The sequence below is a fragment of the Aquabacterium sp. genome, assembly GCF_044226965.1.
Taxonomy (GTDB): domain Bacteria; phylum Pseudomonadota; class Gammaproteobacteria; order Burkholderiales; family Burkholderiaceae_C; genus Pseudaquabacterium.
Genome location: NZ_JBGAGA010000097.1, coordinates 1 through 20,374, shown reverse-complemented (window position 1 = coordinate 20,374; position 20,374 = coordinate 1). Strand labels below are relative to the sequence as shown.

Annotated in this window: 19 protein-coding genes, 1 pseudogene and 1 riboswitch; of the genes and pseudogenes, 16 read left to right on the top strand and 4 right to left on the bottom strand. The window is 69.0% G+C overall.

Features of this window, described 5'->3' with window-relative positions; translation table 11 throughout:
• Positions 1–420: pseudogene (locus tag ACILR4_RS26860) on the top strand (MFS transporter); the annotation flags it as partial.
• Positions 421–430: 10 nt separating this feature from the next.
• Positions 431–1,273 carry a glycoside hydrolase family 16 protein gene (locus ACILR4_RS26855; protein WP_395703971.1) on the top strand — a complete coding sequence of 281 codons (843 nt, stop codon included), beginning with the start codon at positions 431–433 and terminating at the stop codon, positions 1,271–1,273.
• 9 nt (positions 1,274–1,282) lie between these two features.
• Here the strand turns inward: ACILR4_RS26855 and ACILR4_RS26850 are convergent, their stop codons facing one another.
• Both ACILR4_RS26850 and ACILR4_RS26845 read right to left on the bottom strand, forming a co-directional pair.
• Positions 1,283–1,660, bottom strand: coding sequence for a hypothetical protein (locus ACILR4_RS26850; protein ID WP_395703970.1), 378 nt, complete (start codon positions 1,658–1,660; stop codon positions 1,283–1,285).
• A gap of 211 nt (positions 1,661–1,871) precedes the next feature.
• Complete coding sequence (locus ACILR4_RS26845; protein WP_395703969.1) at positions 1,872–2,633, bottom strand: GntR family transcriptional regulator; 762 nt, start codon at positions 2,631–2,633, stop codon at positions 1,872–1,874.
• A 274-nt stretch (positions 2,634–2,907) separates the two neighbouring features.
• On the opposite strand from ACILR4_RS26845, the gene ACILR4_RS26840 reads away from it, so the two are divergent.
• The 4 genes from ACILR4_RS26840 (at position 2,908) to ACILR4_RS26825 (ending at position 7,597) form a co-directional block, all read left to right on the top strand.
• A complete protein-coding gene (locus ACILR4_RS26840; RefSeq protein ID WP_395703968.1) occupies positions 2,908–5,673 on the top strand; it encodes a TonB-dependent receptor in 2,766 nt (921 codons plus the stop codon).
• An 82-nt stretch (positions 5,674–5,755) separates the two neighbouring features.
• Positions 5,756–6,712, top strand: coding sequence for a glycosyl hydrolase (locus ACILR4_RS26835; protein WP_395703967.1), 957 nt, complete (start codon positions 5,756–5,758; stop codon positions 6,710–6,712).
• 15 nt (positions 6,713–6,727) lie between these two features.
• Complete coding sequence (locus ACILR4_RS26830; RefSeq protein ID WP_395703966.1) at positions 6,728–7,021, top strand: 2Fe-2S iron-sulfur cluster-binding protein; 294 nt, start codon at positions 6,728–6,730, stop codon at positions 7,019–7,021.
• 96 nt (positions 7,022–7,117) lie between these two features.
• Positions 7,118–7,597, top strand: a complete 480-nt coding sequence (locus tag ACILR4_RS26825; protein ID WP_395703965.1) for a DUF3016 domain-containing protein — start codon at positions 7,118–7,120, stop codon at positions 7,595–7,597.
• Here ACILR4_RS26825 and ACILR4_RS26820 read toward each other — a convergent pair.
• Complete coding sequence (locus ACILR4_RS26820; RefSeq protein ID WP_395703964.1) at positions 7,563–8,381, bottom strand: ParA family protein; 819 nt, start codon at positions 8,379–8,381, stop codon at positions 7,563–7,565. The two genes, ACILR4_RS26825 and ACILR4_RS26820, sit on opposite strands and share 35 nt — an antisense overlap.
• Positions 8,382–8,666: 285 nt before the next feature.
• Here ACILR4_RS26820 and ACILR4_RS26815 point away from each other — a divergent pair, with 285 nt between their 5' ends.
• A complete protein-coding gene (locus ACILR4_RS26815) occupies positions 8,667–9,800 on the top strand; it encodes a saccharopine dehydrogenase family protein (protein WP_395703963.1) in 1,134 nt (377 codons plus the stop codon).
• Here ACILR4_RS26815 and ACILR4_RS26810 read toward each other — a convergent pair.
• Positions 9,783–10,694: a patatin-like phospholipase family protein gene (locus ACILR4_RS26810; RefSeq protein ID WP_395703962.1), complete on the bottom strand. Its 912-nt coding sequence runs from the start codon at positions 10,692–10,694 to the stop codon at positions 9,783–9,785. The genes ACILR4_RS26815 and ACILR4_RS26810 overlap by 18 nt on opposite strands.
• Before the next feature lie 135 nt (positions 10,695–10,829).
• On the opposite strand from ACILR4_RS26810, the gene ACILR4_RS26805 reads away from it, so the two are divergent.
• The 9 genes from ACILR4_RS26805 to ACILR4_RS26765 form a co-directional block, all read left to right on the top strand.
• On the top strand, positions 10,830–12,518 hold the full coding sequence (locus ACILR4_RS26805; protein ID WP_395703961.1) for a nitrite/sulfite reductase: 1,689 nt from the start codon (positions 10,830–10,832) through the stop codon (positions 12,516–12,518).
• Positions 12,519–12,527: 9 nt separating this feature from the next.
• Positions 12,528–13,082 (top strand): DUF934 domain-containing protein, encoded by a 555-nt coding sequence (locus tag ACILR4_RS26800; protein WP_395703960.1) that lies wholly within the window; start codon positions 12,528–12,530, stop codon positions 13,080–13,082.
• A gap of 8 nt (positions 13,083–13,090) precedes the next feature.
• Positions 13,091–13,876, top strand: a complete 786-nt coding sequence (locus tag ACILR4_RS26795; RefSeq protein ID WP_395703959.1) for a phosphoadenylyl-sulfate reductase — start codon at positions 13,091–13,093, stop codon at positions 13,874–13,876.
• On the top strand, positions 13,873–14,838 hold the full coding sequence (gene cysD, locus ACILR4_RS26790; RefSeq protein ID WP_395703958.1) for a sulfate adenylyltransferase subunit CysD: 966 nt from the start codon (positions 13,873–13,875) through the stop codon (positions 14,836–14,838). The genes ACILR4_RS26795 and cysD overlap by 4 nt, the downstream gene beginning before the upstream one ends.
• Positions 14,838–16,133 (top strand): sulfate adenylyltransferase subunit 1, encoded by a 1,296-nt coding sequence (locus ACILR4_RS26785; RefSeq protein WP_395703957.1) that lies wholly within the window; start codon positions 14,838–14,840, stop codon positions 16,131–16,133. Before cysD ends, ACILR4_RS26785 begins: the two co-directional genes overlap by 1 nt.
• Before the next feature lie 5 nt (positions 16,134–16,138).
• Positions 16,139–16,888: a uroporphyrinogen-III C-methyltransferase gene (gene cobA / locus ACILR4_RS26780; RefSeq protein WP_395703956.1), complete on the top strand. Its 750-nt coding sequence runs from the start codon at positions 16,139–16,141 to the stop codon at positions 16,886–16,888.
• 42 nt (positions 16,889–16,930) lie between these two features.
• Positions 16,931–17,254, top strand: a complete 324-nt coding sequence (fdxA, locus tag ACILR4_RS26775; protein WP_395703955.1) for a ferredoxin FdxA — start codon at positions 16,931–16,933, stop codon at positions 17,252–17,254.
• 19 nt (positions 17,255–17,273) lie between these two features.
• The gene (locus tag ACILR4_RS26770; RefSeq protein ID WP_395703954.1) at positions 17,274–18,329 is read left to right on the top strand and encodes an NAD(P)/FAD-dependent oxidoreductase; all 1,056 of its coding nucleotides are present in this window, start codon (positions 17,274–17,276) and stop codon (positions 18,327–18,329) included.
• Positions 18,330–18,377: 48 nt separating this feature from the next.
• A riboswitch (TPP riboswitch) is annotated at positions 18,378–18,481 on the top strand.
• A gap of 64 nt (positions 18,482–18,545) precedes the next feature.
• A partial coding sequence (locus ACILR4_RS26765; RefSeq protein WP_395703953.1) for a TonB-dependent siderophore receptor occupies positions 18,546–20,374 on the top strand: 1,829 nt, incomplete at its 3' end.

The following is a 20,374-nucleotide window of genomic DNA, read 5'->3' as shown; positions in this document are numbered from 1 at the left end:
TGGCTGGGCCTCAAGCGTGCGATGCCGATCCTGATCATCGCGATGGCCGTGCCCAACATCGTCTTCTACGCGCTGAGCCTCACGCTGCCGACCAGCCTGCTGCACATCGGCCTGGCGGTGAGCATCGAGATGTTCGGCTACGGCTTCGGCTTCGTCGGCATGATCCTGTACCTGATGCAGGCGGTGGCACCCGGCCACTTCCAGACCGCGCACTACGCGCTGGGCTCGGGCGTGATGCAGCTGGGCTTCATCCTCGCGAAGACGATCAGCGGCGACATCCAGATCGCCCTCGGCTACGAGAAGTTCTTCCTGTGGACGATTGCCTGCGGCGTGCCGGCGCTGCTGCTGCAGTTCTTCGTGCGCATGCCCGGCGCCGCGCCGGCGACTGCCGCCGCGGCCACCGAACAGCAACCGGCTTGATCCTGCGCTGATGCCGCCGTTCTTCTTCGACGACTTCAGCTACGCCACGCTGCCGCAACTGGCGCCCTCCGGTTGGCAATTACGCGAGGCCGCGGGCCACCCCGGCGTGCCCGGCGGTGCCTGGCGGCCCGAGGCCTTCACGCTGGAAGATGACCCGCAACGCCCCGGCAACAAGCTGCTGCGCATGACCGCGCGCACCGACGGCACGCCCGCCGGCACCGTGCAGGCGCAGATCTGCCAGCAGCGCAAGTTCCTGTACGGCACCTACGCGGCCCGCGTGCGCTTCACCGATGCGCCGGTGCAAGGCCTCGACGGCGATCCGGTGATCCAGACCTTCTACGCGGTGAGCCCGCTGCAGCACGCCTTCGACCCGCAGTTCAGCGAGGTCGACTGGGAGTACCTGCCCAACGGCGGCTGGGACAGCGAGAAGACGCGGCTGTACGGCATCTCCTGGCAGACGGTGCAGGTCGAGCCCTGGGAATCGCACAACAGCGCCCACGAGGAATTCCGCGCCTTCGGCGGCTGGCATGTGCTGCTGATGCAGGTGGAACCGAGCCAGGTGCGCATGTTCGTCGACGGCAGGCCGGTGGCGCGCCACGCCGGGCGCAACGTGCCGGTGGTGCCGATGTCGATCAACTTCAACCTGTGGTTCTCTCCCGGCGGGCTGCTGCCGCCGAGCGCCGAGCCGCGCGTCTACCAGCAGGACGTGGACTGGGTCTTCCACGCCAGCGGGGCAACGCTGAGCCCGGCGCAGGTGGACGCTCAGGTTGCGCGTTGGCGCCGCAGCGGCACAGCGCGCATCGACACCGTGCCGGCAGCGCAGCCGGCCCTGGAGAGCCGCTGCGACTTCTGAGCGCGGCGATCAGCGGCCGCGCTGGTGGGGATGGTGGTCGTAGCGGTTCGGCACACCATCGCCATCACGGTCCCAACGCGGGTTGTAGACACGGTCGTAGCGATTCGGGATGCCGTCGCCATCCGCATCCCAGCGGGTCGGCTGCTGGTAGTAGTGCGCGCGGTGGTACGGGGCGTACACCGGCTGCTGCACGTACACCGGTTGCGCGCTGTACACCGGCTGCGGCACGACGACCGGCTCGGCCACCACCACGGGGCGCGGCAGCACCACGGCCGGCACTGGCAGGCCGATGCTCACCGACCATTGCACGCCATGGGCCTGCGAAGCGCCGGCGGCGGCCAGGCCGGCGAGGGTCAGCGCGGCCATCACGAGTTGCTTGCGGTTCATCTGTCATCTCCTGGGCGATCTGCGCGGCGGGGTTCGCTGCGCCATGGCCAGACAACGGGTGCCGCGAAGCCGCCGTTCACCGGCGCAGGTCAAGCCCAGGTAAAGACAATCGTCGGCCCGGGCAATGCGGGCAAATGTGGCAACAGACTGCAGCCGCTGTCAGCCGGCCGCGCGGGGCGTGCGTTGAGCCCGCCTGCCGGATCGCGCTGGCTCAGATCGCGTTCAGCTCGGCGACGAAATCGTAGGTGTCGCCGCGGTAGATCGACTGCGAGAGTTCGATCGCCCGGCCATCGCGCAGGTAGCCCAGGCGCTCCACCAGCAGGCCGGCGTCGCGCGGCTTGGCTTCGAGCAGCTTGGCCTGTTCGTCGCTGAGCAACAGCGCATGCAGGCGCTGCAGCGCGCGCACCGGCCGGTTGCCGGCGTGGTCCAGTGCCTCGTACAGCGAGGCATCCACCGCCTCCAGCGAAGGCAGCGCCCAGGCCGCGATGGTGGCCGTCTCGATCGACATCGGGGCGTCGTCGGCATAGCGCAGCCGATGGAAGCGGTAGACCAGCGTGCCGGGGCTCATCGCCAGCTTCAGCGCCTCTTCCGGCGACACCGTGCCCTCGGCCTTCTTCAGCCACACGCTGCGCGGATTGCGGCCGCGCGCGCGCATGTCCTCCGAGAACGAGGTGAGCTTCGAGAAGTTCTTGTCGATGCGGGTGCAGACGAAGTTGCCCGAGCCCTGGCGGCGTTCGAGCAGACCACTTTCGGCGAGACCGTCGATGGCCTTGCGTACCGTGATGCGCGAGACATTGAGCTCGGCAGCCAGCTGGCGCTCGGACGGCAAGGCGTCGTCCGGGCTCAGGATGCGCTTCTCGATGGCCTGCTTCAGCGCCTGCTGCAGCTGGATGTACAGCGGCTGGTTGTTGCTGGGGTCGAGCGTGCGCAGGATCTGCGACAGCGCCGTCGGGCGGGGGGCCTCGGTCCTCATCAGCGCTTTCTGCCTCGCCGTTGCTTAAGTACCACTATCGTACCAGAAGCGCCAGGCCGGCTGGTCCTGGCTTCTACTACCTTGAGGCCAAGGAGTCACCCTCCGTTCGCAGGGATTGGTCATCAAGCAACAAGACCTATCCGGGAAAACGGCTAGACCAAAACATCAAAGTGGTAGTACATTGGTACGCATCCACTTTAGACCAAGGGTCGTGCCGCACGGCCCCACCAGCAAACCGGCCGCCACCCCGACAGGCCAACTTCGAGAGGAGCTCATGAAGGCAACACTGACACCCATCGCATCGGCCGTGGCGTTCGCGCTGATCGGTTCGTTGGCACAGGCACAACAAGCCCCCGCGCAGCCCGGGGCGGAGAAGAAGTCCGACGGCAAGCCGGTGCAGGTGGCGCAGGCCAACACGGGCGCTGCCGCAGCCGGCGCTGCCGCGGCCCCCGAACAGGTGGTCGTCACCGGCATCCGCGGTTCGCTGCAGCAATCGCTGGCGCAGAAGCGCAGCGCCGATGGCCATACCGAAGTCATCACGGCCGAAGACATCGGCAAGATGCCCGACAAGAACGTGGCCGATTCGCTGCAGCGCGTGCCCGGCGTCACCATCAGCTCGGCCGGCGCCACCGAAGGCGGCTTCGACGAGAACGACCGCGTTTCGATGCGCGGCACCAACCCCAGCCTGACGCTGACGCAGATCAACGGCCACCCGGTCTCGTCGGGCGACTGGTTCGTGCTGAACCAGAGCGACAACGCCGGCCGCAGCGTCAGCTACACGCTGCTGCCCTCGGAGCTGGTCAGCAAGATCGTCGTGCACAAGACCTCCGAAGCCAGCCTGGTGGAAGGCGGCGTGGCCGGCACGGTGGACGTCGTCACGCGCAAGCCGCTGGAGTTCCGCCAGCAGTTCACCCTGGAAGGCTCGCTCGGCGCGGTGCATGCCACGCTGCCGAACAAGACCGACGGCCAGTTCAACGCGCTGCTGAACTACAAGAACGACGCCGGCACCGCCGGCGTGCTGGTGCAGCTGTTCTCCGAGAAGCGCCACCTGCGCCGCGACGGCTTCGAGATCCTGGGCTACAACCAGATCGCCGCCGGCAGCCCGGTGGCGCTGGCCCACCCGGACCTGGCGGGCGTGTACTACCCGCGCTCGATGGGTGCGGCACTGTTCGAGCAGGAGCGCAAGCGCGAAGGCGGCCTGCTCGAGGTGCAGGTCAAGCCGATCAACACGCTGAGCCTGGACCTCTCGGCCTACTCGTCCAAGATGGACGCGGCCAACTACAACCGCAACTACCTGCTGCACGCTCCGTTCTTCCTGAACGAGGGCAAGGGCCAGTCGCCGGACGCGGGCTACGTGGTGCGCAACAACACGCTGGTGTCGGCCAGTTTCAGCGGCGTGCCGGGCAGCACCTATGGCGTGTACGACCAGATCTCGCGCCCGGACGAATCGGCCTCGACCACCTTCGTGAACTTCGATGCCAACTGGCGCGCCAGCGACGCGCTGTCGCTGAACTTCAAGGGCGGCACCTCCACCGGCAAGGGCCTGACGCCGACGCAGAACGTCGCCGAATGGGACATCGGCAAGGGCACCGGCGCGTCGTGGCAACTCAACGGCGTGGATTCGGCGGCGAACTTCTCGCTGAACTCGCCGGCCAACACGCCGGCCGGTCGTTCGCTGGACTGGATCTTCGGCTACCAGAACGTCAACATCAAGGACAAGGACGACTGGGCGCAGATCGATGGCGAGTACGCGCTGGACAGCGGCGTGCTGTCGTCGCTGAAGTTCGGCGTGCGCTCGGCCAAGCACACGCGCGACGCACTGGGAACCATCGCGCAGGGCCCGAGCTTCAACCCGGATGCCTTCAACCTGGCGAACTGGCCCTCGAGCTACGCCAACTACCCGGGCAACTTCGGCTCGAGCCTGGGCGGCAACTTCCCGCGCGACGTCTGGTACTACACCTTCGACCAGATGAATGCGGTGGCACCGGGCCTGTCGAACCGCGACCCCAAGGCCCGTGCCTACCCGCTGGCCGATTCGCAACTCGACGAACGCACCGACGCCGCCTACGTGCAGGCCAACCTGGAAGGCAAGGGCTGGCGCGGCAATGTGGGCCTGCGCCTGGTGAAGACCAAGGAGCACGTGGTCAAGTGGATCAACGTGCCCGACACCGCGCCTGGCGCGGTGCTGGGCTCGGCATTCGGCGCCTTCCTGCCGGTGGCCACCGACCACAGCTACACCGACGTGCTGCCCAGCTTCAACCTGCGCGTCGACCTGGCCAAGGACCTGGTCGGCCGCCTCGCGGTGACCAAGACCATGACCCGGCCCGACTACGCCGCGCTGGCCGGCGCGCTGAACCTCTCGCCACCGGCCAACCAGGGCGATGTCGGCCAGGGCAACGGCTCCAACCCCGACCTGAAGCCGATCCGCTCGACCAACTTCGACGCCGCCGTCGAGTGGTACTACGCGCCGCGCGCCCTGTTGTCGGCGGGCGTCTACTACATGGACCTGAAGAGCTACGTCGGCCTGGGCCAGGTGAAGCGCCAGTACATCACCTTCGACAAGAACAACCTCAGCGGCTACATGGCCGACTACGTGCTGAGCGTGCCGGTCAACAGCTCGGGCAAGGTCAAGGGCTTCGAGCTGGCCTGGGAACAGCCCTTCGGCAACTTCGGCGTCACCGCGAACTACACCTACACCGATGCCAAGGAAACCGGCGGTGGCCCGATCGTCGGCGCCTCGCGCGACACCTACAACCTGGTGGGCTACTACGAGGACGACCGCTTCAACGTGCGCCTGGCCTATAACTTCCGCTCGCACTTCTTCAGCGGGCTGGACCGCTCGACCGCCTTCAACCAGGCCGACACCGCCACGCTGGCGGCATCGCTGGGCTATCGCGTCAGCGACAAGCTGAGCTTCTCGTTCGACGCGATGAACCTGAACAACCCGAAGCTGAAGTACTACGCGCTGAACGAGGACCAGCCGCGCTCGATCTACACGAACGGGCGGCAGTACTACCTGACGGCGCGGGTGAAGTACTGATGTCCTGCTGACCTCAACGACTCCTTGGGTGTGTTGCGGGCGGATCGGCGCAGCCGGTTCGCCCGTTTTTCATCGCTGACGCATGCTGTCCCTCTACTCGAACCTGCGCTGTGCCGCGCTGCTGCTGGCGGCTTGCGCCATCAGCCAGGCGCAGACCGTCCACGCGCCGTACAAGGACATTTCGATAGGTCTCGATGCGACCCGGCTGCGCATCGCCGCGCTGCCGGCTGCCGTCCATCAGGTGGCCTGGGGCTTCGCCACCGGCGAGTGCGGCGACGAGCACTGGGGCAACTTCGACACCGAGGCCTTTGCGCGTCAGAACGTCGAGGCCTACGGCCGCAGCGGCGTGGGCTACATCGTCTCCACCGGCGGCGAGGCCGGCATCTTCACCTGCGCCAGCGACGAAGGCATGCGCCGCTTCGTCGCGCGCTACGCGTCGCCCCGATTGCTGGGCTTCGATTTCGACATCGAGGGCCGGCAGACACCGGAGCAGATCCGCTCGCTGGTGCAGCGCCTGCGCGTGCTGCAGCAGCGCAAGCCCCGGTTGCGCCTGAGCTTCACGCTGGCCACCTTCGCCGCCAGCGACGGCAGCGCCCGCAGCCTGAATGCGCTGGGCGAGCAGGCGCTCGCAGCCATCCGGGAAGCGCGGCTGGACCACGCGATCATCAACCTGATGGTGATGAACTACGGCCCGGCCGATGCCGCGCACTGCGTGGTTCGCGACGGCCGCTGCGACATGGGCGCTTCGGCGCTGCAGGCGGCGCGCAATCTGCAGCAGCGCCATGGCGTGCCGGCGCGGCGCATCGCGCTCACCGCTATGCTCGGCGTCAATGATGTTCAGGACAACGTCTTCACGCCTGCCGATGCGCAGGTGCTGGCCGCCGGCGCACGCCGCATGGGCCTGGCCGGCGTGCACTTCTGGTCGATCGACCGCGACCAGCCCTGCCCGCCCGGGGCACCGCGCGTCTCGCCCCGCTGCCATGGGCTGGCCGATGTGCCCGCCGGCACCTTCGGCGCGCTTCTGGCCAGCGCGCGCTGACCACCAGACTGCCGCATGAGCGGCGACGCCACGCCGGCCTTTCGCCTGCGCGTGCTGCCGGCCGGCGACGAGGTGCCGGCGCCCGCCGATCGCACGCTGCTGCAATCGGCCCAGGCAGCGATGCTGCCGCTGCGCAGTTCCTGCCGCAATGGCACCTGCCGCACCTGCATGTGCCGGCTGATCGAAGGCCGCATCCATTACCGCATCGAGTGGCCGGGCCTGCTGGCCGAAGAACAGCGCGAAGGCTGGATCCTGCCCTGCGTGGCCTACCCGGATTCAGACGTGGCCATCACGCTGGCGCGCGATTGAGCGCGCGCAAGCGGGCGTCATGGCGCAGCAATCATTCTTTGCACCAGGGCGATGGTGATCTGGCACGATCAGCCCCATCCCGTACGGAGGTGCCCCATGCGAGCATTCCTGATCGCAATGGCCTGCCTGGCGTCCAGTACCGCCATGGCGGGCACGGTGGAGGTGAAGTTCATCAAGCCCGAAACCTTCACCGACGCGCGCGACAACCTGATGCGGCGCGACCAGGTGCTGGCCGCCCTGTCCGACCACTTGAAGCAGCTGGGCACGAAAGTCCTGCCCGAGGGACGGTCGCTGCTGATCGAGGTGACCGACGTCGACCTGGCCGGCAACATCTTCCCGCGCACGCGCTCGGATGTGCGCGTGCTCAAGGGCCGGGCCGACTGGCCGCGCATCGACCTGCGCTTCACGCTGCGCGAAGGCGACAAGGTGCTCGCCACCGGCGAGGAACACCTGTCGGACATGAACTACCTGATGAACCCGCTGCGCGGCGGACAGGCCGACACCCCGCTGCCTTACGAGGCGCGCATGCTCGACACCTGGTTCAACGAGCGCTTCGCCGCGACGAAGGCGCCTTGAGCTTGCCGGCATTGCGCGCGGCTTCCAGCGCCGCATGCAGTGCCAGGTACTCCTGCGTCAGCTTGTGGCGTGCGTCGAGGTGGATCATCGGCGTCGCGGCGTCGTGGGATTCCTTCACCCGCACGCTGGCGCTGAGGTAGGGCTCGAGCACCGGCAGGCCCTCGTCCACCAGTTCCTGCACCAGGCGCTGCGGCAGCTTGGCACGCGGCTGGAACTGGTTCACGACGATGCCGGCCACCTGCAGTTCGCGGTTGTGATCGGCCTGGATCTCCTGCACGCTCTCCAGCAGGGCATAGAGCGCACGGCGCGAGAAGTCGTCGCAGTCGAACGGGATCAGGCAACCCTGCGCCGCGATCAGCGCCGAGCGGGTGTAGAAGTTCAGCGCCGGCGGCGTGTCGATCCAGACCTGGTCGAACTGCTCGCCCAGCTCGTTCAGCGCGTCACGCAGCTTGTAGATCTTGTAGCGCGATTCGAGCTTGCCATGCAGTTCATCCAGCGCCGGGCTCGAAGGCAGCACCTGCAGGTTCTCGAACGGGGTGTCGGCCACGAACTCCTCGGCCCCGCGGTTGCGCAGGCTGAACTTCAGCGTCTGGTCGAAGAATTCGGCCAGGGTGTCGCGCGGCGCGTCGGCCGCCTCGCCCAGCAGGTAACGGGTGGAATTGCCCTGCGGATCGAGGTCGATGACCAAGGTGCGCAGGCCCTGCGCGGCGCTGATCGCGGCCAGGTTGCAGGTGATCGTCGACTTGCCGACGCCGCCCTTCTGATTGAACACGACCGTGCGCATGCTGTCCCTCGGTTGCCGGGCGCTCAGCGGCCCGGCGCAATTATGCTGCGGCGCAGCAAGTGGGCCCGAACCCGCGAACTGGGGGGCACCGGCATTGCACTTCGTCAAATCACTGCCACACAGCCGCGGCATACTGCAAGGCATCGAAGGCAACAAACAACCGACCGCACCAATGGGCGGAATTCCGGAACCCGTGACCGGCGCCGACGACCTGAGGGCCACGCAAGTGGCCCTTTGCTTTTGGGGCCCCGCCCAACGGGGCGGGGGCGCTCGGTAGACTGGGTCATGCCCCTTCCCTATCGCGTGCTGGTCCTCGGCGGCTACGGCTTCTTCGGGCGCCGCCTGGTGACCCGGCTGGCGCAGCAGGCGGGCTACGAACTCATCGTGGCCGGCCGATCGCAAGGCCGGGCGCAGGCGCTGGTGGCCGCCGTGCAACCCGCGGCCGCCGCTCGCCTGCGCAGCGAGGCGATCGACGTCCAGGCCGACGACCTGCCCGCGCGCCTGCGGCAATGGGCGCCCCACGCCGTGGTGCACGCCGCCGGGCCGTTCCAGGGCCAGGACTACCGGGTGGCGCAGGCCTGCATCGCCGCGGGCGCGCACTACATCGACCTGGCCGACGGGCGCGAATTCGTCGCCGGCATCACGGCCCTGCACCGCCCGGCCGCCGCTGCGGGGGTGGCCGTGGTCAGTGGCGCGAGCTCGGTGCCGGCCTTGTCCTGCGCCGCGGTCGATGCACTGGCCGATGGCCTGGCCACGGTACAGCGCATCGACATCGGCATCAGCCCCGGCAACCGCACCGAACGCGGCCTGTCGACCGTGCGGGCGATCCTGGGCTACTGTGGCCAGCCGCTGCCGGCGATGGATTCCTCGCCCACCTACGGATGGAGCGGCCGCTGGGAACACGCCTACCCGGCACCGGTCGGTCCGCGCCTGCTGTCACCGTGCGACGTGCCGGACCTCACCCTGCTGCCGCCGCGCTACCCGGGCCGGCCGTCCGTGCGCTTCGGCGCCGGCCTGGAGCTGCGCTTCCTGCACCGGGGCATGAACCTGATGGCGCTGCTGGCGCGCTGGGGCCTGGTGCGCGATTGGTCAGCCCACGCCGCGCTGCTGAAGCGCGCCGGCGACTGGTTCACGGCCTGGGGCAGCGATGCCGGCGCGATGCATGTGGCCGTGCAGGGCCTGCGGCCGGACGGCCAGCCGCAGCATCGCCTGTGGCATCTGCTGGCCACCAGCGGCGATGGCCCCTACGTGCCCACGCTGGCCGCCGCTGCCCTGCTGCGCCGCTGGCGCGCTGGCCCCGCGCCGGCCCCGGGTGCCCGGCCCTGCCTGGGCTTGCTGAGCCTGGCCGACTTCCGCCGCGAATGCGAAGGCCTGCAGATCACGCTGCCTGAAGGCGGTGGCTCAGGCGTCGCGCCGTGACAAGGACACGATGCGCTGGCGCAGCGACGGCAACTGGGCCAGCGCGGCCTCGCGACCCGCGTCGATGGTCTGCTTGCGCACCGTGAAGTCCGCGCCCGAGTGGCCATTGAGCCGGGGCCGCAGCACCAGGTCGGCCTCCTTCAGCTCGAAGTAGTTGATGCTGCGGCCCATGATCGCGAAGGTCTGCAGCAGCAGCCGCATCACGTCGCCGGTGGGGTTGCCCTCGGGCGCGTTCGAGATGTCGACCGCAACCACCAGCTCGGCGCCCATCTGCCGCGCGAAGCGCACCGGCACCGGCGAGACCAGGCCGCCGTCCACATACTCGTGCGCCCCGATCTTCACCGGCTGGAACACCGCAGGCACCGCACTCGATGCCCGCACGGCCAGCCCGGGATCGCCGCGCTGGAACAGCACGGCCTGGCCATTGTCCAGGTCGGTGGCCACCACGCCCAGCGGCAGGCCGAACTGCTCGATCAGCCGGCCGCCGGTCTGCTCGCGCACGTAGCGCGCCAGCGCTTCGCCCCGGATCAGGCCGCGGCCCGGGAAACCCCAGTCGGTGATCGCCGACTCGTCCATCGCGATGGCCAGCCGCGCCAGCTCGGCCCCCGATTTGCCGGACGCATACAGCGTGGCCACCAGGCTGCCGGCCGAAGTGCCCACCACCAGGTCGGGACGGATGCCGGCTTCTTCCAGCACCTGGATCACGCCGATGTGCGCGAAGCCGCGCGCAGCGCCCCCGCCCAGCGCCAGGCCGATGCGCGGGGGGCGCAGCGGGCGCGGCGGCACGGGCTCCGGAAACGGCAGCGCGGGCGCCGCGGGCGGGGTCTGGCAACCGGCCAGGCCGGCCCCGAGCAGCGCACCCGCCAGGGCAAGGCTGACATGGCGTCGATTCATCGGCCGGATTCTAGAAAGCCTCACACCGCCCTTTATTCCGGATGAGCATTTGCAGAAAACTTCTTTGTAGTTTGAGGATATATACGGGTTTTCTATAGTCCGCTCCCTGACCGTCAGATTGCCACCAGAACAACGATGTACGCCTACACCGAATTCGATCGCCAGTTCGTCCGGGCCCGGGCCGCGCAGTTCCGCGACCAGCTCGAGCGCAACCTGAGCGGCGAGCTCTCCGACGACGACTTCCGCCCGCTGCGCCTGCAGAACGGCTGGTACGTGCAGCGCCACGCGCCGATGCTGCGCGTGGCCGTGCCCTACGGCGAACTGAACAGCCGGCAACTGCGTGCACTGGCCCGGATCGCGCGCGAGTTCGACCGCGGCTACGGCCACTTCACCACCCGCCAGAACTTGCAATACAACTGGATCCCGCTGCCCAAGGCCGCCGACGTGATGGACCGGCTCGCGTCGGTCGACATGCATGGCATCCAGACCAGCGGCAACTGCATCCGCAACATCACCAGCGACGCATTGGCCGGCGTGGCGGCAGACGAGATCGTCGACCCGCGCCCCTACTGCGAGATCCTGCGCCAGTGGAGCACGCTGCACCCCGAGTTCGCGTTCCTGCCGCGCAAGTTCAAGATCGCCGTCTCGGGCGCCCGTGAAGACCGCGCCGCCATCGCCTGGCACGACATCGGCCTGCAATTGGTCAAGCAGTCCGACGGCGCCATCGGCTTCAAGGTGCTGGTCGGCGGCGGCATGGGGCGCACGCCGGTGGTCGGCAGCGTGATCAGCGAGTTCGTGCCCTGGCAGCAGATCCTGGTCTACATCGAGGCCATCGTCCGCGTGTACAACCGCTACGGCCGGCGCGACAACGCGTACAAGGCGCGCATCAAGATCCTGGTCAAGGCCGAGGGCCAGAAGTTCTTCGACGCGGTCGCGGCCGAGTTCCAGCACATCCTGAACGACGACGCCGCAGGCGCCGCGCACCTGATCCCGCAAGCCGAGTTCGACCGCGTCGCCGCCTGCTTCCAGCGCCCGGCCGGCGTGCAGGCGCTGGCCGAAGCCACGCCCGGCGCCCACACCGACCAGCCGCTGGCCTACACCCGCTGGCTCGAGCGCAACGTGCATGCGCACCAGCTTAGCGGCTACCGCGCGGTGACGCTCTCGCTCAAGCGCGCCGGTGTGCCGCCCGGCGACGCCACCGATGCGCAGATGGAACAGGCCGCCGACCTGGCCGACCGCTTCAGCCATGGCGAGCTGCGCGTCACGCACGACCAGAACCTGCTGCTGCCCTGGGTCAAGGCCGCGGAGCTGCAGGCCCTGTGGCAGGCCGCCAAGGCCGCCGGCTTCGCGACGCCGAACATCGGCTTCCTGACCGACATGATCAACTGCCCCGGCGGCGACTTCTGCGCGCTGGCCAATGCGCGCTCGATTCCCGTGGCCGCGGCCATCACAGAGCGCTTCGACGACCTCGACACGCTGTACGACATCGGCGACATCGACCTGCACATCAGCGGCTGCATCAACAGCTGCGGCCACCACCACAGTGGCCACATCGGCATCCTCGGCGTCGACAAGGACGGCAGCGAGTGGTACCAGGTCACGCTGGGCGGATCGGACGGCTCGACGATCAGCGGCGCGGCCATACCCGGCAAAGTGATCGGCCCTTCGTTCGCCGCCGACGAGGTGCCGGACGTGATGGAAGCCATCATCGACACCTACCGCCGCGAGCGCGAGGCTGGCGAGCGCTTCATCGACACCGTGCGCCGCATCGGCATCAACGCCTTCAAGACCGCCGCCGACGGGCAGCGCCACCTCACTGCCTAAGGCCACCGCATGAAGTTCATCGACACCCACCACGACACCTGGCACCAGGCCGTCGGCGAAGACGGCCCGATGCAGCAGCCACCCGTGCGCGCGAACCTGCTGCTGACGCTGGAGCAATGGCACGCGGTACGCGAATCCTGGCCTGCGGGCCTGCCCACCGGGGTGATCGTGCCCAACACGGTGGACATCGAGACCGTCGCGCCCGACCTGCCGCGGCTGCAGCTGGTGGCGCTGCAGTTCCCGAAGTGGATCGACGGCCGCGCCTACAGCCAGGCGCGCCTGCTGCGCAGCCGCTACCGCTTCGCTGGCGAGGTGCGTGCCACCGGCGACGTGGTGGTGGACATGATGCCGCTGCTGGCCCGCACCGGCTTCGACGCGGTGCAGCTGCGCCACGACCAGAAGCAGTCCAGCGCCGAGCGTGCGCTGAACTTCTTCCCCGGCCACTACCAGGGCGACCTGCTGCAGCCCCAACCCGCCTTCGCGCGTGACCTGTCGGCCGACCTGGCCGCGCAGGCCGCCCGCAAGGCCCAGGAAGCCGAGCAGTTCGTCGGTCAAGGAATCTAACGCACATCATGAGCGCCATCGACCTCTACGCCCGCGCCAGGCCGGGCTTCGAAGACCGGATTGCCGCCACCGTCGCGCTGCTGCGCCAGGCCGCGGCCGACCATGCCGGCCGCATCGTGCAGGCCACCAGCCTCGGCGCCGAGGACATGGTGATCACCGACCTGATCGCGCGGCACCAGATCCCCATCGCCATCGGCACGCTGGAAACCGGCAAGCTGCATGCCGAGACCGTCGCGCTGATCGGCCGCATCGAGGACCGCTACGCGCTGAAGGTCGAGGTGTATCGGCCGCAGCAGGAGGCGGTGATCCACTTCGTGCGCAGCAACGGCGAAGAGGCCATGTACCGCAGCCTCGAGCTGCGCAAGGCCTGCTGCGGCATCCGCAAGCTCGAGCCGCTGTCGCGCATGCTGGCGAACCGCTCGGCCTGGGTCACCGGCCTGCGCCGCGAGCAGAGCGACGCGCGCAACGAAGTGCCCTTCGTCGACAGCGACGACCAGGGCCGCGCCAAGCTCAACGTGCTGGCCGACTGGAGCTGGAACGACGTGTGGCACTACATCCAGGCCAACAACGTGCCCTACAACCCGCTGCACGACCAGTTCATGCCCAGCATCGGCTGCGCGCCCTGCACCCGCGCCATCGCGGTGGGCGAGCCTTTCCGCGCCGGCCGCTGGTGGTGGGAAGACGAGGCGGCCAAGGAATGCGGCCTGCATGTGAGCCAGGCCGAGGAAGAGGCGGCCGTCAGCATGCTGCCGCTGCGCGACCCGCAGGACAAGAGCCAGGAGGCCACCGCATGAACGCCCGCGTCGATCTCGACCAGCTGCTGCCCGAACTCGACCACCGCCACCTCGACTGGCTGGAAGAGGAAGCCATCTTCATCCTGCGCGAAGTGGCCGCCTCGTTCGAGCGGCCGGCGCTGCTGTTCTCCGGCGGCAAGGACTCCTGCGTGGTGCTGCGCCTGGCCGAGAAGGCCTTCAAGAACCGTGTCGCGCCTGGCAGCCAGGAATTCAAGGGCAAGCTGCCCTTCCCGCTGCTGCACGTGGACACCGGCCACAACTTCCCCGAGGTGATCGAGTTCCGCGATCGACGCGTGGCCGAGATGGGCGAACGCCTGGTCGTGGGCCACCTCGAGGATTCGATGAAGCGCGGCACGGTGCGCCTGTCGCACCCGCTCGAATCGCGCAACGGCCACCAGACCGTCACGCTGCTCGAAGCGATCGAGGAACACCGCTTCGACGCGCTGATCGGCGGCGCCCGGCGCGACGAGGAAAAGGCCCGCGCGAAGGAGCGTATCTTCAGCCACCGCGACAGCTTCGGCCAATGGCAGCCGAAGGAACAGCGGCCCGAGCTGTGGACGCTGTTCAACACCCGCCACCGCCCTGGCGAGCATTTCCGCGCGTTCCCGATCAGCAACTGGACCGAACTCGACGTGTGGCTGTACATCGCCCGCGAGAACATCCCGCTGCCCGACCTGTACTACGCGCACCAGCGCCAGGTGATCCGCCGCAAGGGCCTGCTGGTGCCGGTGACCGCGGTGACGCCGCCCGAGGCCGGTGAGACCATCGAGACCGCCGAGGTGCGCTTCCGCACCGTCGGCGACATGACCTGCACCTGCCCGGTGGAAAGCCCGGCGCAGAATGCCGCCGAGATCGTCGCCGAGACGCTCACCGTCACCGTCAGCGAACGCGGCGCCACGCGCATGGACGACCGCACCTCGGACGCTTCGATGGAGCGCCGCAAGAAGGAAGGCTATTTCTGATGTCTGCCCTGCCCCAAGCCCTGAGTGACCACCGGGCGCTGCGCTTCCTCACCGCCGGCAGTGTCGACGACGGCAAGAGCACGCTGATCGGCCGCCTGCTGTACGACAGCCGCGCGATCCTGGCCGACCAGCTGGACACCTTGCAGAAGCGCGCCGCCGGCGAGCCGATCGACCTGTCGCTGCTGACCGACGGCCTGGAGGCCGAGCGCGAACAGGGCATCACGATCGACGTGGCCTACCGCTACTTCGCCACGCGCCACCGCAAGTTCATCATCGCCGACGCACCAGGCCACGAGCAGTACACCCGCAACATGGTGACGGCCGCTGCCGGCAGCGATGCCGCCGTGGTGCTGGTGGACATCACCAAGATCGACTGGCGCGCCACGCCGGTGACCCTGCTGGCACAGACCCGGCGCCACGCCCTGCTGGCCCACCTGCTGCGCGTGCCGAGCATCGTGTTCGCGGTGAACAAGCTCGACGCAGTGGACGCCGACGCGCAGGCCGCGTTCGAGGCCACGCGCGCCGCGTTGCAGGCCTTTGCGGCCGAGGCCGGCATCACGGTGGCCGGCATCATCCCGGTCAGCGCGCTACGCGGCGACAACGTCACCGCGCCACTCGATGCGCCGTGGTACCAGGGCCCCTCGCTGCTGCAATTGCTGGAGCGCCTGCCCACCACGCAGGAACGTACCGAAGGCACGCTGCTGCAGCCGGTGCAGTTCGTCGCCCGTGAATCCGGCAGCGCGGGTGAAGGCGCCGGCCACCAGCCGCGCATCTTCTGGGGCCGCATCGCCCACGGCGCGGTGCAGGCCGGCGACGCGGTGCAGGTCTTCCCCAGTGGCGAGCAGGCCGTGGTGGCAGAGGTGCGTCGCGCCGGCAGCACGGTCGATCGCGTGCAGGCCGGCGAATCGGCCGGCATCGTGCTCGATCGGCAGCTGGACATCAGCCGCGGCGACTGGATCGCCAGCCCCGGGGCGCTGAAGCCCACCCAGCGCTTCGAGGCCACGCTGGCCTGGCTGGACACCGAGGCTGCGCAGGTCGGCCGCAAGTACTGGGTGCGCCACGGCAACCGCTGGGTGCAGGCGCGCATTGCCAGCATCGAGCACCGGCTGGACATCCACACGCTGGCCCCCACCGACGCACACGAACTCGCGGTCAACGAGATCGGCCATGTCGTCATCGAGCTGCAGCAGCCGCTGCCGCTGGAGCCCTATGCCAGCAACCGCGTCGGCGGTGCGCTGATCGTCGTCGACCCCGCCAGCAACCGCACCAGCGGCGCGCTGCTGGTGCGCGGCTGAAGCGCTTGGGCCGCGTCGTCTTCATCGGCGCCGGGCCGGGCGCGGCGGACCTGATCACCGTGCGCGGCCAGCGCCTGCTGGCGCAGGCCCAGGTGGTGCTGTTCGACGCACTGACCGATCCGGCCCTGCGCGCGATCGCACCCGATGCACGCTGGATCGACGTGGGCAAGCGCGGCTTCGGCCATGCCACCGGCCAGCAGGCCATCAACGCCCTGCTGGTGGCACAGGCGCAGGCCCACGACCGCGTGGTGCGCCTGAAGGGCGGCGACCCCAGCATCTTCGGCCGCCTGGAAGAAGAGCTGCAGGCGCTGGCGGCGGTGGGCATCGGCTTCGAGATCGTCCCCGGCGTCACCTCGGCGCTGGCCGCCGCCGCCGAAGCCGCCCGGCCGCTGACACGCCGCGGCAGCGGCCGCACCGTCAGCTTCACCACGGCGATGACGCACCTGGGCGCCCTGCAGGCCCGGCGCACGGCCGACACCGAGGTGTTCTACATGGCGGGCCTGCAGTTGCCGGCGCTCGCGGCCAAGCTGCTGGAAGCCGGCTGGCCGGCCGATGCGCCGGTGAGCGTGGTCTCGCGGGCCGGCTGGCCCGACGCCATCGTCTCCGAGCATCGCGTGGCCACCCTGGCCGACGCCGGCGCCCTGCATGCCGGCCGGCCGGCGGTCGTCACCGTGGGTGCCGGCGGCGCCCCGGCGGCCGCGTCATCCCCCGGAACTGACAAGGCTCAAGGCGCGGATCCCACCCCCGCGACTTAAAATCTCCCGGTCACCCTCGAATAGCAAAACTGGTTCGCTCCCATGACCCACGTCGTCACCGAATCGTGCATCCGCTGCAAGTACACCGATTGCGTCGATGTCTGCCCGGTCGATTGTTTCCGCGAAGGCCCCAACTTCCTGGCCATCGACCCCGATGAATGCATCGACTGCGCCGTGTGCATCCCCGAATGCCCGGTGAACGCCATCCTGCCGGAGGAAGACGTGCCGGGCGACCAGGTGGCCTTCATCAAGCTCAACGCCGACCTGGCCAAGCAGTGGCCCAGCATCACCAAGCGCAAGGCCGCGCTGCCGGATGCCGACGAGTGGAAGGACGTCAAGGACAAGATCGGCGAATTGAAGCGCTGATCGAATCGGGCGCTTCGCCATGGCGATCATCGAAACCGACGCCGTCATCGTCGGCGCCGGGCCTGTCGGGCTGTTCCAGGTCTTCGAGCTCGGGCTGCTGGAGATCAAGGCCCACATCATCGATTCGCTGGCCTACCCCGGTGGCCAGTGCATCGAGCTGTACCCCGACAAGCCGATCTACGACATCCCGGCCGTGCCCGTGTGCACCGGCCGCGAGCTGACCGACAACCTGCTCAAGCAGATCGAGCCCTTCGGCGCCACCTTCCACCTCGGGCAGGAAGTGACCGTGGTGCGCAAGGAAGCGGACGGCCGCTTCTTCGTCGAAACGGCCAAGGGTACGCAGTTCCTGGCCAAGACCGTGTTCATCGCCGGTGGCGTGGGTTCTTTCCAGCCGCGCGCGTTGAAGGTCGAGGGGCTGGAGCCCTACACCGACCGGCAGCTGTTCTACCGCGTGCGCGATCCGTCGCTGTTCGCCGGCAAGGACCTGGTCATCGTCGGCGGCGGCGATTCGGCGCTGGACTGGGCGCTGAACTTTGCGCAGGAAGGCCCGCACCAGGCCGGCAGCGTGATCCTGATCCACCGCCGCGACGGCTTCCGCGCCGCGCCGGCCTCGGTGGCCAAGATGCGCGAGCTGTGTGACGCGCTGCAGATGCAGTTCATGGTCGGCCAGGTCACCGGCATCGACGAAGCCGAGGGCCGGCTGCGCGGCGTGCGCGTCACCGGCAACGACGGCGTCACCCGCGTCGTGCCGCTGGACATGCTGCTGGCCTTCTTTGGCCTCAGCCCCAAGCTCGGGCCCATCGCCGAATGGGGCCTGGGCCTGGAGCGCAAGCAGATCGTCGTCGACACCGAGAAGTTCGAGACCAGCATCCCGGGCATCTTCGCGGTCGGCGACATCAACACCTACCCGGGCAAGAAGAAGCTCATCCTCTCGGGCTTCCATGAAGCCGCGCTCGCGGCCTTCGGCGCGTCACCCTACGTCTTCCCGGAGAAGCGGGTGTTGCTGCAGTACACCACCACCAGCCCGAAACTGCACAAGGTGCTGGGCGTCGAGACACCGAACTTCGACGACTGATGCGTCGTCAGCGATAATTCGACTCCCACGTGACCCGAGAGGGTCGCGTGGCTTCGCTAGGGGTGTTGCACCGCCATCCGCGGTGCGACTGAGAAAGTCCCTTTGAACCTGATTGAGGTAATCCTCGCGCAGGGAAGCAAGCCTGAACCGGCCCGCGTTCGCACGCACGTCCCTTCTTCGTTTGCCCACCTGCCGTCCCTGCTGAAAGGCACGACGATGGCATCGCATCGCTCTTCCATTCCGTTCGCACTGAGCGCGCTGGCCCTGGCCACGCTGCCCGCCCTGGCCCAGGAGACCACGCAGACCGTCACCGTCACCGGCCGCGGCACCGGCAACCCGGCGGTGGACGTCGCCGGCTTCGGCGACACGCCGCTGGGCAAGCTGCCGCTCTCGGCCACCAGCGTCAGCGCCGCCCAGCTGCAGGATGCGGCCATCGCCAGCCTGGCCGACATCACGCGGCTGGACGCGAGCATCAGCGACGCCTACAACTCCGCCGGCTACTGGAGCATGCTCACGGTGCGCGGCTTCGTGCTGGACAACCGTTTCAACTTCCGCCGCGACGGCTTGCCGATCAATGCCGAGACGGCGATCCTGCTGGCCAACAAGAGCGGCATCGAAGTGCTCAAGGGCACCAGCGGCCTGCAGGCCGGCACCAGCGCGCCCGGCGGCCTGGTCAACTTCGTCGTCAAGCGCCCACCGGCCCAGGCGAACACGCCAGTGCGCAGCGCCTCGATCGGCTGGGCCGAAGACAACAGCTACGGCGCCGCCATCGACCTGGCCGACCGCGTCGGCGCCGATGGCGCGATCGGCTGGCGCCTGAACGCCAGCGCCAACCACCTCGACCCCGCGCTGCGCAATTCCCAAGGCCGCAACCACCTGCTGGCCCTGGCCGGCGATGCGCGCGTGGGCAGCGGCGGCCTGCTGGAAGCCGAGATCGAGATCAGCCACCAGCGCCAGCCCAGCCAGCCCGGCTTCAGCCTGCTGGGCAGCCGGGTGCCCGACGCGCATGCGATCGACCCGAACCTGAGCCTCAACAACCAGCCCTGGAGCCTGCCGGTGGTGCTGGACGGCCGCACCACCTCGCTGCGCTACACGCAGCAGATGACGGGCGAATTGAGCGTCACGGCCCATGCGATGGCACAGCGCCTGCGCAGCGACGACCGCGTGGCGTTCCCCTACGGCTGCAGTGCCGAGAACGTCTACGACCGCTACTGCAGCGACGGCAGCTTCGACCTCTACGACTTCCGCAGCGACGGTGAACGCCGCAACACCGACGCGCTGGACCTCTCGCTGGCCTGGCACGGCGCGCTGGCCGGCCTGCAGCACCAGCTGGGCGCGGGCGTGCTGATCAGCCGCTACCGCGCCAGCTTCAACCGCCAGGCCTACAACTGGGTGGGGGTGGGCAGCATCGACGGCAGCAACGTCACGCCGCCCGACCCCACGCTGACCGACGAGAACACCAACCGCAGCGAACGCAGCACCGAATGGCGGCTGCAGGACGCCATCGACCTGGGGGCAGGCAACCGCCTGTGGGCCGGCCTGCGCAGCACGCACCTGCAGCGCGACAGCGTGCGCACCAATGGCACGCGACCCACGCAGTACGGCCAGACCGTCACCACGCCCTGGCTGGCTTTCAGCCGTGAACTCAGCGCGGGCGACACCGTCTACCTCAGCTGGGGCCAGGGCGTCGAGTCCGAGGTCACGCCCAACCGCAGCTTCTACAGCAACGCCGGCCAGGCCCTGCCGGCGCTGAAGAGCCGCCAATGGGAGGCCGGCTTCAAGCACCGGGAAGCAAACCTCGACGCCGGCCTGGCGCTGTTCGACATCACCCGCCCGCTGGCGCGCGACATCGGCGCCTGCGACGACAACGACGAAAGCTGCACCCACGTGATCGACGGCGAACAGCGCCACCGCGGCCTGGAAGCCGAGCTCGACTGGCGCGCCGGCGCGTGGAACCTGCGCGCCAGCGCGATGCTGCTGCGCGCCCGGGTGCAGAACACCAGCGACCCGTCGCTGAACGGCCTGAAGCCCACCAACGTGCCGGC

Excerpts from the sequence above, each read along its gene's own strand:
- ACILR4_RS26770 (WP_395703954.1), top strand. The coding sequence starts at position 17,274 with ATGGCGATCATCGAAACCGACGCCGTCATCGTCGGCGCCGGGCCTGTC.
- ACILR4_RS26825 (WP_395703965.1), top strand. The coding sequence starts at position 7,118 with ATGCGAGCATTCCTGATCGCAATGGCCTGCCTGGCGTCCAGTACCGCC.
- ACILR4_RS26810 (WP_395703962.1), bottom strand. The coding sequence starts at position 10,694 with ATGAATCGACGCCATGTCAGCCTTGCCCTGGCGGGTGCGCTGCTCGGG.
- ACILR4_RS26840 (WP_395703968.1), top strand. The coding sequence starts at position 2,908 with ATGAAGGCAACACTGACACCCATCGCATCGGCCGTGGCGTTCGCGCTG.
- cysD (WP_395703958.1), top strand. The coding sequence starts at position 13,873 with ATGAACGCCCGCGTCGATCTCGACCAGCTGCTGCCCGAACTCGACCAC.
- ACILR4_RS26845 (WP_395703969.1), bottom strand. The coding sequence starts at position 2,633 with ATGAGGACCGAGGCCCCCCGCCCGACGGCGCTGTCGCAGATCCTGCGC.
- ACILR4_RS26850 (WP_395703970.1), bottom strand. The coding sequence starts at position 1,660 with ATGAACCGCAAGCAACTCGTGATGGCCGCGCTGACCCTCGCCGGCCTG.
- ACILR4_RS26835 (WP_395703967.1), top strand. The coding sequence starts at position 5,756 with ATGCTGTCCCTCTACTCGAACCTGCGCTGTGCCGCGCTGCTGCTGGCG.
- ACILR4_RS26805 (WP_395703961.1), top strand. The coding sequence starts at position 10,830 with ATGTACGCCTACACCGAATTCGATCGCCAGTTCGTCCGGGCCCGGGCC.
- ACILR4_RS26785 (WP_395703957.1), top strand. The coding sequence starts at position 14,838 with ATGTCTGCCCTGCCCCAAGCCCTGAGTGACCACCGGGCGCTGCGCTTC.
- ACILR4_RS26855 (WP_395703971.1), top strand. The coding sequence starts at position 431 with ATGCCGCCGTTCTTCTTCGACGACTTCAGCTACGCCACGCTGCCGCAA.
- ACILR4_RS26800 (WP_395703960.1), top strand. The coding sequence starts at position 12,528 with ATGAAGTTCATCGACACCCACCACGACACCTGGCACCAGGCCGTCGGC.
- ACILR4_RS26795 (WP_395703959.1), top strand. The coding sequence starts at position 13,091 with ATGAGCGCCATCGACCTCTACGCCCGCGCCAGGCCGGGCTTCGAAGAC.
- ACILR4_RS26820 (WP_395703964.1), bottom strand. The coding sequence starts at position 8,381 with ATGCGCACGGTCGTGTTCAATCAGAAGGGCGGCGTCGGCAAGTCGACG.
- ACILR4_RS26815 (WP_395703963.1), top strand. The coding sequence starts at position 8,667 with ATGCCCCTTCCCTATCGCGTGCTGGTCCTCGGCGGCTACGGCTTCTTC.
- ACILR4_RS26830 (WP_395703966.1), top strand. The coding sequence starts at position 6,728 with ATGAGCGGCGACGCCACGCCGGCCTTTCGCCTGCGCGTGCTGCCGGCC.
- fdxA (WP_395703955.1), top strand. The coding sequence starts at position 16,931 with ATGACCCACGTCGTCACCGAATCGTGCATCCGCTGCAAGTACACCGAT.